The organism is Stenotrophomonas capsici (assembly GCF_034961085.1).
GTDB classification, from domain to species: Bacteria; Pseudomonadota; Gammaproteobacteria; order Xanthomonadales; family Xanthomonadaceae; genus Stenotrophomonas; species Stenotrophomonas capsici.
Genome location: NZ_JAYFUH010000249.1, coordinates 174,707 through 189,265 on the forward strand (window position 1 = coordinate 174,707; position 14,559 = coordinate 189,265).

A 14,559-nucleotide genomic window follows, 5' to 3' on the forward strand; every position below is an offset into this window, starting at 1 on the left:
GGAATTCCCATGTCTGTTTTGATTAACAAGAACACCAAGGTGATCGTGCAGGGCTTCACCGGCCAGCAGGGCACCTTCCACGCCACCCAGATGATCGAGTACGGCACCCAGGTCGTCGGCGGCGTCACCCCGGGCAAGGGCGGCACCACCCACATCGACCTGCCGGTGTTCAACACCGTGGCCGATGCCGTGCAGGCCACCGGCGCTGACGCGTCGGTCATCTACGTCCCGCCGCCGTTCGCTGCCGACGCCATCCTGGAAGCCGCTGCTGCCGGCATCAAGGTCATCGTCTGCATCACCGAGGGCATCCCGGTGCTGGACATGCTGCGCGTGGACAACGTGCTGAAGGGCTCGCACCCGGATACCGTGCTGATCGGGCCGAACTGCCCGGGCGTCATCACCCCGGGTGAGTGCAAGATCGGCATCATGCCGGGCCACATCCACAAGCCGGGCAAGATCGGCATCGTGTCGCGTTCGGGCACCCTGACCTATGAAGCGGTCAAGCAGACCACCGAAGTCGGCCTGGGCCAGTCCACCTGCATCGGCATCGGTGGTGACCCGATCAACGGCCTGAACTTCGTCGACTGCCTGAAGCTGTTCAACGAAGACCCGCAGACCGAAGGCATCATTATGGTTGGCGAAATCGGCGGCGACGCCGAAGAAGCCGGTGCGGAATACATCAAGGCCCACGTGAAGAAGCCGGTCGTCGGCTTCATCGCCGGTGCGTCGGCGCCGGCCGGCAAGCGCATGGGCCATGCCGGTGCGATCGCCTCGGGCGGCAAGGGCACTGCGGAAGGCAAGTTCGCCGCAATGGAAGCGGCTGGCGTCGTCACCGTGCGTTCGCCGGGCGACCTGGGCGCTGCCATCGCCAAGCTGGTCAAGTAAGCGCTGACCGCCGGTGATGTGTCGAGAAGGCCGCCCCTTGGGGCGGCCTTTTCTTTTGTGCCGAGCTTGAAGAGCTGCCCTCACCCCTACCCCTCTCCCGCGGGCGGGAGAGGGGAGAGCCAAGGCGAAGGCCGAAGCCGAAGCCGAAGCCAGAGCCAGAGCCAGAGCCAAGGCCGTGCGCTCCTGCGGTTGCTTTCCCCTCTCCCGCCTGCGGGAGAGGGGTAGGGGTGAGGGCAGCTTTCCGAGCCTTACCCGTCCATATGCCTGATTTTCCCCACCATCCCCGCGCGGGACCTTCCTCCTTCCAATGGAAGGAGCGAAGGACATGCGAAAAGGTGCCAAGACCGGCTGCGCCAGGGCCTTGCGGCAACGGATGACCGACGCAGAGCAACGACTCTGGTACCACCTGCGTGCCGACCGCCTGGCCGGCTTCAAGTTCCGTCGCCAGCATCCCATCGGCCCCTACGTGGTCGACTTCGCCTGCCTGGCGCGGCGGCTGGTCATTGAACTGGATGGCGGACAGCATGCCGGTGATACCAGCGATCCGGCACGTGAAGCCTTCCTGAGGGGGCACGGCTACCGCGTGCTGCGGTTCTGGAATAATGAAGCCCTGAGCAAAACCGCCGCGGTCTGCGAGAGCATCCTGCAGGCGTTGTCGATCGAACCAAGCCCCCGCAGGGTGCGGGGCCAAGCAGAAGGTTGTTGATATGTCCCAATCGCTACGCATCGCCCTGGCCCAGTTCGACTTCCCGGTCGGCGACGTGGCCGGCAATACCGGCCGCATCATCGAGCTGATGCACGAGGCGCGTGACGAATACGGCGCGGACGTGGTGTTGTTCCCCGAGTTGGCGGTCAGCGGCTATCCGCCGGAAGACCTGCTGCTGCGCCCCGGCTTCCTGGATGACTGCGAGCAGGCCATCGCCCGCATCGCCACCGAGGCGACCGGCATCGTGGCGGTGGTTGGTTGGCCGCAGAGCGCCGGCGCAGTGGTCTACAACGCGGCCAGCGTGCTGCGCGACGGTGCGGTGGAGACCACCTACCGCAAGCGTGAGCTGCCCAACTACGCGGTGTTCGATGAGCGCCGCTACTTCGATGTCGATCCGGATGGCGGCAACTGCGTGGTGCAGGTCAACGGCGTGCAGGTCGGCCTGGTGATCTGCGAGGACCTGTGGTTCCCCGAGCCGCTGGCTGGCACGGTGGCCGCCGGTGCCCAGCTGGTGCTGGTGCCCAATGCCTCGCCGTACGAGCGCGGCAAGCATGCCCAGCGCGATGCGCTGCTGGCCGAGCGCTGCGCGGCATCGGGCGTGGGCATCGCCTACCTCAACACCATTGGTGGCCAGGACGCGGTGGTGTTCGACGGTGCCTCGGTGGTCGCCGACGGTGACGGCACGGTGCATCCGGCGGCGGTGGCGTTCGCCGAGGAAATGCTGGTGGTCGAGTACAACCTCCAGGCGCGCAGCTTCATGCCGTTGCGCTGGATCGACGACGGCGATGAAAGCATGGATGCGCTGGCGTGGCGGGCGGTGACGCGTGGCATCCAGGACTACTGCCGCAAGAATGGCTTCGGCAAGGTGTGGCTGGGCCTGTCCGGCGGCATCGACTCGGCGCTGGTGCTGGCGATGGCGGTGGACGCGCTGGGCGCGGACAACGTCACCGCGGTCAGCCTGCCGTCGCGCTACACGGCCGATCTGTCCAACGACCTGGCGGTGGAGCAGTGCCGTGCGCTGGGCGTGAAGCTGGAGACGGTGCCGATCGAGCCGGCATTCCAGGGGTTGATGCAGTCGCTGTCGGCGATGTTCGAAGGGCAGGCAGCCGATGTCACCGAGGAGAACCTGCAGTCGCGCAGCCGTGGCGTGATCCTGATGGCGCTGTCCAACAAGTTTGGGGGCCTGCTGCTGACCACCGGCAACAAGAGCGAGTACGCGGTGGGTTACGCGACCATCTACGGCGACATGTGCGGCGGCTACGCGCCGCTGAAGGACCTGTACAAGACCGAGGTCTACGGCCTGTCCAAGTGGCGCAACACCGTCGGCGGTGCGCCGGTGATCCCACCGGCGGTCATCGCCCGCGCGCCCTCGGCCGAACTGCGCGAGAACCAGACCGACCAGGATTCGTTGCCGGCCTATGACGTGCTGGACGGCATCCTGTACCGCTACATCGACCAGGAGCAGTCGCGCCAGGACATCATCGCCGCCGGGTATGCGCCCGAGGTGGTGGAGCGGGTGCTCAGGCTGGTGCGCATCAGCGAATGGAAGCGGCACCAGGCCGCGCCGGGGCCGAAGGTGTCGCGACGTGCCTTTGGCCGTGAGCGGCGCTACCCGATCACCAACGGGTATCGCGGCTGAGGCAAGGTGTTGCATGAACAGAAAAGGGGCCGAAAGGCCCCTTTGCTGTTTCCGTGGAGACGGAAATGCCGATGCGTGTCGATGTGTGTCGACTTCGTGGGCGTTGGATGTCGCTCGCCGTGGGGCGTGCCGGTCGGTGCGATCTCGCGTCAAACCGTTGGCATCCTGGATTGGCACCCTAGGCCCACAAGAAAACATCAAGTCATCTCTCTCCTTTGCCACCGCCCCGCGCGGTGGCGAATTTTTTTGCGTCATCTGAAGGTGCGCCTGACCTGCCGGGGAGGCATGACGAAGCGTGTCAGTGATGACGCGGGACGACGGGCCGTGTCGGGTGATGGCCGGTCGGCGCACTGCATGACACGAAGCTGGCACGGCACTGCCATCAATTGAAAAACAGCAGCGATATCGGATCGTTAATTTTCCGTCAGGCCGGTGCAATGACGCTGTCATGCACGGGCCGATCAAAACGGTTCTGAGCGATCAGGACGTGTCCTTCTTCATCTGGAACACGCAAATAATGAATATCAAGACAAACTCCGGTCTTCGCCGTGGTGCGCTGGTTGTCGCCATTGGCTTGTCCCTCAGCGGTACGGTCGCGGCGCAGGAGGCAGCCGGCAGCAGTACGAATGCGACCACCCTGGATCGCATCGAGATCACCGGCTCGCGCATCAAGCGTGCAGATGTGGAAGGTGCATTGCCGGTAACCGTGATCGGCCGCCAGGACATCGAGGTAAGCGGCAGGGCAACGGTGGCCGACATCCTGCAGAACTCCAGCTTCAACTCCTTCGGCTCCTTCGTGCCCAGTTCCGGCAGCTCCGCCCAGTCGTTCGCCGGCCTGAGCCTGCGCGGCCTGGGCGAAGGCCGCACGCTGATCCTGATCGATGGCCGGCGTGCCGCGGTGTCGCCGCTGACCGGTGAAGGCCAGGACCTGAGCTCGATCCCGGCCGCGGCAGTGGAGCGCATCGAGATCCTGACCGATGGCGCCTCGGCCATCTACGGTGCCGACGCGATCGGCGGCGTGGTCAATGTCATCACCCGCAAGAACTATGAAGGCTTCCAGGTCAGTGCCGGCGCGACCGACAACAAGTACGGTGGCGATGCATCCGAGGCCTCGGTGCTGTTCGGCGCGGCGGGCGAGCGTGGCTCGGTGATGGGCGGCATTTCCTACACCGACCAGAAGATCAGCTATGTATCCGACTACCCGTGGTCGGACACGGTCGCCGGTTCGTCGTACTCGAACAACTACCTCAACGTGCTGACCGATGCCAATGGCAACCGGGTTGCCGGCTCGAACCTCTACACCAACGGCAGCAGCGTGGTGCCGGGTGGCTGCTCGGGCACCAACTTCTACGAGAGCACCAGCAGCACCGGCCGTACCAGCTGCCTGTACAACTATGTCGGCGACATGGCCGACACCGCCAGCATCAAGAACAAGAACCTGTTCCTGCGCTCGGAGTACGCGCTCAGCGATGCCTGGACCATCAACGCCGACATCTACGTGAACCGCAAGAACAGCACCAGCGTCTACGCGCCCGTGCCCGAAAGCATCTTCGTCAGCGCCGACAGCCCGAACAACACCACTGGGCAGGATGCCTACATCAAGCACCGCTTTGCCGCCTTGGATAAGCGCTACACCTACACCGACGAGAACAGCTACGACGTCAACCTGAGCCTGCATGGCCAGTTGACCGACAGCACCAGCGTCGACTTTGGCGTGCGCAGCAATGAGTCGCGCGCGACCGTGACCGGCTACAACTACGTCAACATCCCGGTGGCCGAGCAGTACTTCGAAAGTGGCCAATACAACGCCTTCGACCCGTACGCCAACTCCCAGGAGGTGCTCGATGCCATCAGCACCACGATCGGCCGCAACACCTTCTACAAGCAGAAGGAGTTCAACGCGCAGTTGACCACTGATCTGTTCACGCTGCCGGGCGGGGTCTCCTCGCTGGCGGTGGGCGGCGAGTACAGCAAGCATGACTATGCGGACATCTACGACCAGCAGTCGGCGGCCGGCAACGTGGGCGGTTCGTCCGGCAATTCGGCATGGGGCGAGCGCAACCTGACCTCGGGCTTCGCCGAGTGGAGCCTGCCGATCTTCGACAACTTCTCGGCAGACCTGGCCGTTCGCTACGACCACTACTCCGACTTCGGTGATTCCACCTCGCCGAAGCTGTCGCTGCGCTTCCAGCCGCTGCACAACCTGACCTTCCGCACCTCGTATGGCAAGGGCTTCCGCGCGCCGACGCTGCAGGCGCTGAACCAGCAGGATGCGTTCTCGGCCGACTCGGTGACCGACGAGGCCACGGCACTGGCCTACGGCCTGGCCGCGTCCAGTTCGATCCAGATCAATGGCTACCACGTGGCCAATCCGGACCTGAAGGCCGAGACCTCCAAGCAGTTCAGCTTCGGCGTGGTGTACGACCCGTTCTCGTGGGCCAACATCACGCTGGACTACTGGAACACCGAGATCAAGAACCAGATCAAGTGGTACTCCGCGCAGACGGTGATCAACCGCACCGCCCTTGGCCAGTACCTGCCGGACAACCTGTCGGTCGTGCGCAACAGCGACGGTTCGATCCAGGCGGTGTATGCCGGCTATGGCAATGAAGGGTTGGTCAAGACCGACGGCATCGACCTGAACATCCGCACCCAGTTCGACCTGGATGACTGGGGCAGGCTGACCTCGACCCTGCAGGGTTCCTGGACCCACAGCTACAAGGTCGACAGCCGTTACGGCTCGGACGAGTACGTCGGCACCAGCGGTTACCCGGAGTGGCGTGCCAACCTCAACACCCGCTGGGAGCGCGGCGACTGGAGCGTGGCGTGGACCATGAACATGATCGGCTATGAGCCGGGCTACTACGTCGACTACTACGAAGGTGACTACAGCTGCTCGGAGCTGAAGAGCGAGGGCTACGTGAAGCGCTGCAGCGGCGCCTACATCACCCATGACCTGCAGCTCAACTACCAGGCCCCGTGGAATGCGACGATCTCGCTGGGTGCCCGCAACCTGACCAACAAGGCGCCGGTGTACGACGTGGCGTACTCGCCGACCAACTTCAACAACTATCTGTACAACGGCTACGGCCGCCAGCTGTACGTGCGTTACACCCAGAACTTCTGAGGTTCGCGCGACTGAGGGTGCAATGTGGGCGGTCCCGGTGACGGGGCCGCCTTTTTTGTCGACCGGAACATGCAGGGCGGTGCGTGGCCGAAGCCGTGTTCGCCAGTGCCGGAGCAGGGGATGTTGTGGGACGGAGCTGGGATTGCCTCCCCGCCTGCGCGGTGGGGAGATGGGGGAATCGCCGGGGCTGCTACGGCTTGCGGCCTGGGATCTGCCCCGGTTACGTACATCCCGGGCATCGCGTCATCCGGGCCTCGGCAGGGCAGGGGCGTCGTTGGCCCACAACGGGAAAGGGGCCCGAAGGCCCCTTACCGTACTCGCATGCGCTGGCTGCTTACTTGCGGCGGCTCATCGTCGCATTGCTCTGGCCGGTGGCCACCGACTTCTCGCCGGCGAACGGGTTGAGCTTGCGGATCATCCACGGGTACTTCGGCCAGTCGCCGGTCAGCCACGGGTGGTCGGGCTGGTTTAGCTCCAGCACGCGGCGGGCGTCGTCGGCCAGGGTCTTGTTGCCGATGTGGGTATACGACTCGCCCAGCACCGCCACGGCGTCGTACTGGAAGGCGCTCTGCGGGTAGGTTTCCAGCAGGTAGTTGGCGCGGCCGGCGGCCGAGACCCAGGCGCCGCGGCGGGCGTAGTACAGGGCATTGTCCAGCTCGTGCTGGGCGAATACGTCGCGCAGCTCGATCATGCGCTGGCGCGCATCGGCCGCGTAGCGGCTGTTCGGGTAGCGCTCGGTGACGATGGTGAAGTCGGCGTAGGCCTGGCGCGGGGTGGACAGGTCACGGCGGCTCGGGTCCAGCGACCACACGCGGCGCAGGAACACCGTGTCGCGGTTGCCGTTGGCCAGGCCGCGCAGGTAGTACAGGTAGGCGATGTTGCGGTGGGTCGGGTAGGTGCGGATGAAGCGGTCGATGCTCGACACGGCGTCATCGTTCTTGCCGGCCTTGTACTGGGCATAGGCGCTTTCGATCATCGCCTGCTCGGTGTACGGGCCGTACGGGTACTGGGCGATCAGGCGCTTGAAGCTGGTTTCGGCGCCGGACCAGTTGCCGCCTTCCATCAGCTTGTGGCTCTTTTCGTAGAGCTGCTCGACAGGCGCGCCTTCATCGGCGTCCTTCTTCTTGTCGCCGCGGTGGCAGCCGGTGGCGACGAAAACCAGGACCAGCAGCAGGGCGGTGAGGCGGACGGGCGCGGACAGCAAAGAGCGTCGGATCATGGGTCAGGGCGGGACGCGGCAGGAATACGAGGTGTCGATGATAGCCTAGTGGCCTGTCCTGCGAATGACTGTTGCTGTCAGGACCCCCGATTTCGTCTTTCAGTTGGCCTTTGACATGTCCGAGAACACCTCCCCGACCCAGCGCCAGGCGCTGGTGCCCGATACCGCCGCCGGCCGCCGCTTCGACGCCGTGGTGGCCGAGCTTTTCCCCGAATTCTCCCGTTCCCGCCTGACCGAGTGGATCAAGACCGGTGCGGTGCTGATGGACGGGGAGCCGGCCCGGCCCCGCGACCCGGTCCGGGGCGGGGAGTCGGTTTCCCTGAATGCGGTGCTCGACACCGAGGTCAACGCGCGGCCGGAGGACATCCCGCTGTCGGTCCTGTACGAGGACGAGCATGTCTACGTGATCGACAAGCCGGCCGGGCTGGTGGTCCACCCGGGCGCCGGCAACCCGACCGGCACCCTGGTCAACGCGCTGCTGTTCCGTGACCCGGAGATCGCCAAGGTGCCGCGTGCCGGCGTGGTCCACCGCCTGGACAAGGACACCAGCGGCATCATGATGGTGGCCCGTACCGTGCAGGCGCAGACCGCGCTGGTGGAACAGCTGTCCGCCCGCGAGGTCCACCGCCAGTACCTGGCCGTGGTGGTCGGGGCGCTGGTCGCCGGCGGCACCGTGGACGCGGCGATCGACCGCCACCCGCGCGACCGCCTGCGCATGGGCGTGCGCGAGGACGGCAAGGACGCGGTCACCCATTACCGCCTGCGCGAGCGCTTCCGCGCCCATACCGCGCTGGAGTGCCGCCTGGAGACCGGCCGCACCCACCAGATCCGCGTGCACATGGCGCACATCAAGCACGCCATCGTCGGTGACCCGCTGTACGGCGGGTCGCTGAAGCTGCCCAAGGGCGCCAGCGACGAACTGGTCGCCCAGCTGCGCGGGTTCAAGCGCCAGGCCCTGCACGCCGAAACACTGGAGTTCCAGCACCCGATCACCGGCGAGACGATCAGCAACACCGCCCCGGTGCCGGCGGACCTGCTGGCGCTGACGAAGGCGCTGCGCGAGGACTCCAAGGCCTTCGCCGAACGCGAGCGGGACCGCTGGTGATGAACGACGCGCTGCCTGCCCTGGCCGCCGACTGGCCGGCCCCGGCCGGGGTGCATGCCTTCACCACCCGGCGCCACGGCGCGGGGGGCTCGCAGCCGCCGTTCGACCACTTCAACCTGGGCAACCGCAGCGCCGCCGAGGGCGACGACCCGGCGCAGGTGCAGCGCAACCGTGACCAGTTGCAGCAACTGGCGGGTCTGCCCTCGGCGCCGCACTGGCTGCGCCAGGTGCACGGCACCGGCGTGCTGCGTTTCCAGGCGCCGCCGCAGGCACAGGGCATTGATGCCGAACCGGTGGCCGATGCAGCGGTGACCTCGGTTCCCGGCGTGGTGCTGGCGATCCTGACCGCGGACTGCCTGCCGGTGGTGTTCACCGCGCGGGCCGGGGACGAGGTGGCCGCCGCCCATGCGGGGTGGCGCGGGTTGGCCGACGGCATGCTGGAGAACACCCTGGCGGCGATGCGGACCCCGGCCAGCGCGGTCATCGCCTGGTTGGGGCCGGCCGCCGGGCCGGCCCATTACGAGATCGGGGCGGATGTGCGCGAGGCCTTCCTCGCCCATTCGGCCGCGGCCGAAGCGGCGTTCACGCCGACCCGTCCCGGGCATTGGCGGGTGGACCTGTACGCACTGGCACGCCAGCGGCTGCAGGCCGCGGGCATGGACCCGGCCGATATCCATGGCGGTGACCAGTGCACCATCGCCGACCCGCAACGCTGGTTCTCGCACCGGCGCGACCGCCGCAGCGGCCGCATCGCCACCCTGGTGTGGATGGACCCATGAGCACGCCGCTGTTCGAGCAGGTGCTTGGCCCTGGGTTCGGACAGCTGCCCCCACAGGTATGCGCGCTGCATTCGGTGCGCGGCCGGCAACGCTGGAGCGGGCAAGGCGAGGTGCTGCGCGGCACCCATTGGCTGGTGGTGCCCTGCGCCTGGCTGGCGCGCCTTCCGCCCAGTGCCAGCGTGCCGGTCAGCGTGGAGTTCGTGGTGGATGCGGCCGGGGAACGCTGGAACCGGCGGTTCGGGCCCGCACGGATGGAATCGCGCCTGTGGCAACAGGGTGGGGGGCTGTTCGAGCAGTTGGGGGCGGTGCGGTTCCGCTTCGGCCTGCGCGAGGAGGAGGGCCAGATCCTGTGGCGGGCCGAGCGCGCCTGGGCGTTTGGCCTGTTGCCCCTGCCCACGCGCTGGTTCGGCCAGGTGTACTGCCGTGAACGCGAGCGGCACGGGCGTTATGAGTTCCTGGTGGATGTCTCGATGCCGCTGATCGGGCGGTTGATCCGCTACGAAGGCTGGTTGCTGCCGGAGGACGGGGCGGCATGAGCGGCGAGGCGCCGGTGATCGTGTTCGACGGGGTGTGCGCGCTGTGCAGCCGCTGGGTGCGCTTCCTGCTGCGCTTCGACCGCCGGGGGCGTTACCGCTTCGCGGCGATGCAGGGCGCGCGGGGCCGTGCGCTGTTGCTGGCGCACGGGCTGGACCCGGATGACCCGCTGTCGTTCCTGCTGGTGGAGGACGGCATGGCCTACACGGATACCGATGCGATCATGCGCGTGGTCAGCGGCCTTGGCGGCGTGTGGAAGCTCGCGGGGATCGCGCGCTGGCTGCCCGGATCCTTGCGGGACCGTGCCTACCGGTGGTTGGCGCGCAACCGCTACCGCTGGTTCGGGCGACATGACAGCTGCTACCTGCCGACGCCGCAGCAGCGGGCGCGGTTCCTGGATTGAGGCCGGGGATGCGGTGGGCGGTGCCAGCGCTTTGCCCCCACGGCCCCTCACCCCAACCCCTCTCCGGCATGCGGGAGAGGGGCTAACTCATGACGAACCGACGCAGTCCGAGCCCGTCTCCCGCGTGCCGGAGAGGGGTTGGGGGGAGGGCGGTGTTTCCAGTGCCTGCAGGTAGTCGCGGCGCCAGCGATTGATGTCGTACTCGCGCAGGTGCTGCATCATCAGCTGCCAACGCTCGATGCGTTCGGCCAACGGCATGTTGGCGGCGGCGGCGATCGCATCGGCCACGCCGTCCAGGTCATGCGGGTTGACCAGCAGTGCCTGCTTGAGCTCGTCCGCCGCGCCCGCCAGCAGTGACAGCACCAGCACGCCGGGATTCTCCGGGTCCTGCGATGCCACGTACTCCTTGGCCACCAGGTTCATGCCGTCGCGCAGTGGGGTCACCAATCCCACCGCGGCCTCGCGGTAGAAGCCGGTCAGCGTGCTGTGCGCGTAGTTCTGGTTGACGTAGCGCAGGGGGGTCCAGTCGGCTTCGGCGTGGCTGCCATTGATGTGGCCGGCCAGGCGCTCCAGGTCGGTGCGCAGCTTGCGGTACTCGGTGACGCTGCCGCGCGAGACCGGTGCGATCTGCAGGAAAGTCATCGAGCCCTTCTGTTGCGGGTAGCGGTCCAGGTAGTGCTCGAAGCCATGGAAGCGTTCGGGCAAGCCCTTGGAGTAGTCCAGGCGGTCCACGCCGATGGCCAGCTTGCGGAACTGCAGGCTGCGGCGCAGGGCGCGCACCGCGTTGTTACGGGTGGCGCCGTGTGCCTGCCGCGCGATGTGGGCGGTATCGATGCCGATCGGAAATGCCGAGGTGCGGATACGTCGGCCGTCCGGTGCCTGGATCCATTCGCTGTCCACCAGCGTGCCGCCGCCGAACAGGCGCGCATAGGACTGGAAGCGGTCGACGTCGCGGCGGGTCTGGAAGCCCAGCAGGTCGTAGGCGTACAGCGTGGAGAACAGGTTGCGGTGGTCGGGCAGGGCCTGGATCAGGTCCGCCGAGGGCACCGGCACGTGCAGGAAGAAGCCGATGCGGCAACCGATGCCGCGTTCGCGCAGCATCGCCGCCAACGGGATCAGGTGGTAGTCATGAATCCACACGGTGTCGTCCTCGCGCAGCAGTGGCGCGAGCCTGTCGGCGAACAGGGCGTTGACCTTCCAGTAGCCTTCGCGCTTGCGGCGGTCGTAGTCCACCAGGTCCAGGCGGAAGTGCAACAGCGGCCACAGGGCGCGGTTGGAGAAGCCGTTGTAGTAGTTGTCCAGGTCGGGTCTGGACAGATCCATCGTCACGAAGCGGATGTTGCCCTCGCTCTGCTCGCGCAGGGTGCCGCTGTCCTCGTTGACGCTGCGCCCGCTCCAGCCGAACCACATGCCGCCGCGTTCCTTCAACGCGGCCAGCAGGCCGACGGCCAACCCGCCGGCACGGGATTCGCCGGGCATCGCCACCCGGTTGGACACCACCACCAGGCGGCTCACGACGCGTCCTGCCACGGTCGCGACAGGCGCATGGCGGCGGTGATCAGGCCAACGTGCGAATACGTCTGCGGGAAGTTGCCCCATTGCTCGCCGTCGTCGAAGGCCAGGTCCTCGGACAGCAGGCCGACGTGGTTGCGGCGTGCCAGTACGCTTTCGAACAGGTCGCGCGCCTCGGCCACGCGGCCGATCGCGGCCAGTGCGTCGATGTACCAGAACGTGCAGATGGTGAAACTGGTCTCCGGTGCACCGAAGTCATCCGGGGCAATGTAGCGGTACAGCGCGTTGCCATGGCGCAGCTCGCGGCCGATGGCCTCGACGGTGGCGACGTAGCGCGGGTCCAGGGCATCGATGAAGCCGATGTCGGCCAACAGCAGCAGCGAGGCATCCAGGTGCTGGCCGTCCCAGGCATCGGTGAAGTGCCCGAGGCGCGCGTTCCAGCCGCGTTCGATGACGCGCTGGTGGATCGCATCGGCCCGCTGGCGCCAGAGCAGGGCGCGTTCGGGCAACTGCACGCGCGAGGCGATCTTGGCCAGGCGGTCGCAGGCGGCCCAGCACATCGCCGAGGTGTAGGTGTGCACCGAGGTCCTGCCACGGAACTCCCACAGTCCGGCGTCGGGGACGTCGTGCAGGGCATAGGCGCGCTCGCCGAGCGGTTCCAGGCGGGCAAAGGTGTCCGCATCGCCGGGGGCTTCCAGGCGCTGGTCGAAGAACAGCTGGGTGGAGGCCAGGACCACCGAGCCATACACGTCGTGCTGTTTCTGCACCCAGGCCAGGTTGCCGCGGCGCACCGGCCCCATGCCGCGGTAGCCGGCCAGCGAGGGCACCTCGCTCTCGTCGAGCTTCTCTTCCATGCCGATGCCGTACAACGGCTGCAGGCTGCCGTCGCTGGTGGCCAGGTTGAAGATGTAATGCAGGAAGCCCTCCATCGTGCGGGTGGCGCCCAGCCGGTTGAGCGCGCGCACCACGAAGGCGGCATCGCGCAGCCAGCAGTAGCGGTAGTCCCAGTTGCGCGCGCTGCCGGGCGCCTCCGGGATCGAGGTGGTCATGGCCGCGATGATCGCGCCGCTGTCCTCGTACTGGCACAGTTTCAGGGTGATGGCGCTGCGGATCACCGCGTCCTGCCATTCCAGCGGGACGGAGAGGTAGCGCACCCATTCACGCCAGTACTCGGCCGTGCGCTGGAAGGCATCCTGCGCGTAACCGGCCAGGCTGCGCTGCAGGGTTTCATCCACGCCCAACACCAGGTCCACCGGCTGGGTCAGCGCGAACGCGGTGCCTTCGCGGATGAAGCGCACCGGCACATCGGTGGTCAGGCGCAGGGTGAAGCCGGGCAACAGCCAGCGCAGGTGGTTGCTGCCCCAGGTGGATTCGGGCGTGCGTGCGCCCCAATCGGCCAAGGGACGCGCCCGGATGCGGATGCGCGGGCTGCCGGACAGCGGGCGGATGCGCCGGATCACGCTGGGGGGGCGGTACAGGCGACCATGGCGTTTCCAGCGTGGCGCGAAGTCGATCACCTCGATCGCCCCTCCCTGGGTGTCGCGCAACACCGTGCGCAGGATGGCGGTGTTGGTGAAGTAGTGTTGTTCGCTGTCGGCGAAGTCTTCCAGCTCCACCGCGAAGTCGCCGCCGTCATGGTCGCGTGGGCTGAGCAGCGCACAGAACGCGGGGTCGCCATCGAAGGCGGGCAGGCAGCTCCAGACGATGCGCGCCCGCTTGTCGATCAGCGCGCCAAAACTTCCGTTGCCAATGACGGCCAGGTCCAGATCGGCCCGTTGCATGACTTGCTCCTGTTGTGGAGGGCGCCCAGGCGCCATGGGGGCCGCAGGATCTACGGCAAGGCGCCGCGCAACCACTCGTGCACGGCGGCGACGTCGGCCAGCCCGTAGCGTGCGTGGCTGGCGGTGCGGTTGCCGACCAGCACGCCATGCCCGCCCTGGCGCATGGCGGCGGCGAAGCCGGCTTCGTCGGTGAGATCGTCGCCGACGAAGATCGGGCGACGTCCTTCGAACGTCGGGGTGCGCATCAGCGCGAGCACCGCTCCACCCTTGTCGTGGTCGGCGCTGACGAACTCGATGACCTGGTTGCCCGGTTGCAGGCGAACGCCCGGCAGCTGCGCCACCTGGGCCTGGGCAAAGGCGACGATGGCGCCGGCCGCCTGTGGCGCGGTACGCCAATGCAGGGCCAGCGCGCTGCCCTTGTGTTCGACCAGCATGCCGGGGTGTTGATGGGCCAGCCGCATCGCCTGCTGGTGCAGGGCATGCAGCCATTGCGCGGTGTCGCCGCCGACAACTTCGGCATCGGCGGTGGAGCGCAGCTGTGTGCCGTGCAGGCCGGCGGCGGGCAGGCGCAACGGGGACAGCAGCTGGTCCAGTTGCGCGATGGGACGGCCGCTGACCAGTGCCACCGCGCCGTGCAGGCGCTGTGCGTTCACGGCGAGCAGGTGCGGGAGGTCGTCGGCGGGCACCACCTTTTCAGGATGGTCGGCAAAGGCGACCAGGGTGCCGTCGACATCGAGGAACAGCGCGTCGTTGTCCGTCAGCGCCGGTGGGGCCGGTCGCTGGAGTTCTTCGAGCATGCGGCCACTATGCCGCAACGGATGTTAGGGGGAGGTAATCAGGTGTGCAGCCCGAGGGGCTGGAATTTCACC

General features: G+C 67.2%; 11 protein-coding genes and 1 pseudogene. 8 read left to right on the forward strand and 4 right to left on the reverse strand.

Annotation, left to right across the window (positions count from 1 at the left end):
- The first annotated feature begins 9 nt into the window (after positions 1–9).
- From sucD to VA603_RS14050, 4 genes are all read left to right on the forward strand, one after another.
- Positions 10–885, forward strand: coding sequence for a succinate--CoA ligase subunit alpha (gene sucD, locus VA603_RS14035; RefSeq protein WP_132865374.1), 876 nt, complete (start codon positions 10–12; stop codon positions 883–885).
- 325 nt (positions 886–1,210) lie between these two features.
- Positions 1,211–1,591 (forward strand): endonuclease domain-containing protein, encoded by a 381-nt coding sequence (locus VA603_RS14040; RefSeq protein ID WP_323439218.1) that lies wholly within the window; start codon positions 1,211–1,213, stop codon positions 1,589–1,591.
- A 1-nt stretch (position 1,592) separates the two neighbouring features.
- On the forward strand, positions 1,593–3,230 hold the full coding sequence (locus tag VA603_RS14045; RefSeq protein WP_323439219.1) for an NAD+ synthase: 1,638 nt from the start codon (positions 1,593–1,595) through the stop codon (positions 3,228–3,230).
- Between the two features lie 517 nt (positions 3,231–3,747).
- Complete coding sequence (locus tag VA603_RS14050; protein WP_323439220.1) at positions 3,748–6,357, forward strand: TonB-dependent receptor; 2,610 nt, start codon at positions 3,748–3,750, stop codon at positions 6,355–6,357.
- A 334-nt stretch (positions 6,358–6,691) separates the two neighbouring features.
- Here the strand turns inward: VA603_RS14050 and VA603_RS14055 are convergent, their stop codons facing one another.
- Positions 6,692–7,576, reverse strand: a complete 885-nt coding sequence (locus VA603_RS14055) for an outer membrane protein assembly factor BamD (RefSeq protein ID WP_132865370.1) — start codon at positions 7,574–7,576, stop codon at positions 6,692–6,694.
- Positions 7,577–7,691: 115 nt separating this feature from the next.
- Here VA603_RS14055 and rluD point away from each other — a divergent pair, with 115 nt between their 5' ends.
- The 4 genes from rluD to VA603_RS14075 are packed head-to-tail and all read left to right on the forward strand — an operon-like array spanning position 7,692 to position 10,397.
- Entirely contained in the window at positions 7,692–8,681 is a 990-nt protein-coding gene (gene rluD, locus VA603_RS14060; RefSeq protein ID WP_425603715.1) for a 23S rRNA pseudouridine(1911/1915/1917) synthase RluD, read from the forward strand.
- Positions 8,681–9,460, forward strand: coding sequence for a peptidoglycan editing factor PgeF (gene pgeF, locus VA603_RS14065; RefSeq protein ID WP_323439221.1), 780 nt, complete (start codon positions 8,681–8,683; stop codon positions 9,458–9,460). The genes rluD and pgeF overlap by 1 nt, the downstream gene beginning before the upstream one ends.
- Complete coding sequence (locus tag VA603_RS14070) at positions 9,457–9,996, forward strand: DUF4166 domain-containing protein (protein ID WP_323439222.1); 540 nt, start codon at positions 9,457–9,459, stop codon at positions 9,994–9,996. Before pgeF ends, VA603_RS14070 begins: the two co-directional genes overlap by 4 nt.
- A complete protein-coding gene (locus VA603_RS14075) occupies positions 9,993–10,397 on the forward strand; it encodes a thiol-disulfide oxidoreductase DCC family protein (protein ID WP_323439223.1) in 405 nt (134 codons plus the stop codon). Before VA603_RS14070 ends, VA603_RS14075 begins: the two co-directional genes overlap by 4 nt.
- A gap of 159 nt (positions 10,398–10,556) precedes the next feature.
- Here the strand turns inward: VA603_RS14075 and otsA are convergent.
- From otsA to otsB, 3 genes and pseudogenes are all read right to left on the reverse strand, one after another.
- Positions 10,557–11,912 (reverse strand): annotated as a pseudogene (gene otsA, locus VA603_RS14080) (alpha,alpha-trehalose-phosphate synthase (UDP-forming)); the annotation flags it as partial.
- A complete protein-coding gene (locus VA603_RS14085) occupies positions 11,909–13,690 on the reverse strand; it encodes a glycoside hydrolase family 15 protein (protein WP_323439224.1) in 1,782 nt (593 codons plus the stop codon). The gene VA603_RS14085 and the pseudogene otsA, both read right to left, overlap by 4 nt.
- A 50-nt stretch (positions 13,691–13,740) precedes the next feature.
- Entirely contained in the window at positions 13,741–14,487 is a 747-nt protein-coding gene (gene otsB, locus VA603_RS14090) for a trehalose-phosphatase (protein WP_132865363.1), read from the reverse strand.
- Between the last annotated feature and the right edge of the window lie 72 nt (positions 14,488–14,559).

What these genes read in the sequence shown, in the direction of transcription:
- sucD (WP_132865374.1), top strand. Translation starts at nt 10, where the DNA reads ATGTCTGTTTTGATTAACAAGAACACCAAGGTGATCGTGCAGGGCTTC.
- VA603_RS14040 (WP_323439218.1), top strand. Translation starts at nt 1,211, where the DNA reads ATGCGAAAAGGTGCCAAGACCGGCTGCGCCAGGGCCTTGCGGCAACGG.
- VA603_RS14045 (WP_323439219.1), top strand. Translation starts at nt 1,593, where the DNA reads ATGTCCCAATCGCTACGCATCGCCCTGGCCCAGTTCGACTTCCCGGTC.
- VA603_RS14050 (WP_323439220.1), top strand. Translation starts at nt 3,748, where the DNA reads ATGAATATCAAGACAAACTCCGGTCTTCGCCGTGGTGCGCTGGTTGTC.
- VA603_RS14055 (WP_132865370.1), bottom strand. Translation starts at nt 7,576, where the DNA reads ATGATCCGACGCTCTTTGCTGTCCGCGCCCGTCCGCCTCACCGCCCTG.
- rluD (WP_425603715.1), top strand. Translation starts at nt 7,692, where the DNA reads ATGTCCGAGAACACCTCCCCGACCCAGCGCCAGGCGCTGGTGCCCGAT.
- pgeF (WP_323439221.1), top strand. Translation starts at nt 8,681, where the DNA reads ATGAACGACGCGCTGCCTGCCCTGGCCGCCGACTGGCCGGCCCCGGCC.
- VA603_RS14070 (WP_323439222.1), top strand. Translation starts at nt 9,457, where the DNA reads ATGAGCACGCCGCTGTTCGAGCAGGTGCTTGGCCCTGGGTTCGGACAG.
- VA603_RS14075 (WP_323439223.1), top strand. Translation starts at nt 9,993, where the DNA reads ATGAGCGGCGAGGCGCCGGTGATCGTGTTCGACGGGGTGTGCGCGCTG.
- VA603_RS14085 (WP_323439224.1), bottom strand. Translation starts at nt 13,690, where the DNA reads ATGCAACGGGCCGATCTGGACCTGGCCGTCATTGGCAACGGAAGTTTT.
- otsB (WP_132865363.1), bottom strand. Translation starts at nt 14,487, where the DNA reads ATGCTCGAAGAACTCCAGCGACCGGCCCCACCGGCGCTGACGGACAAC.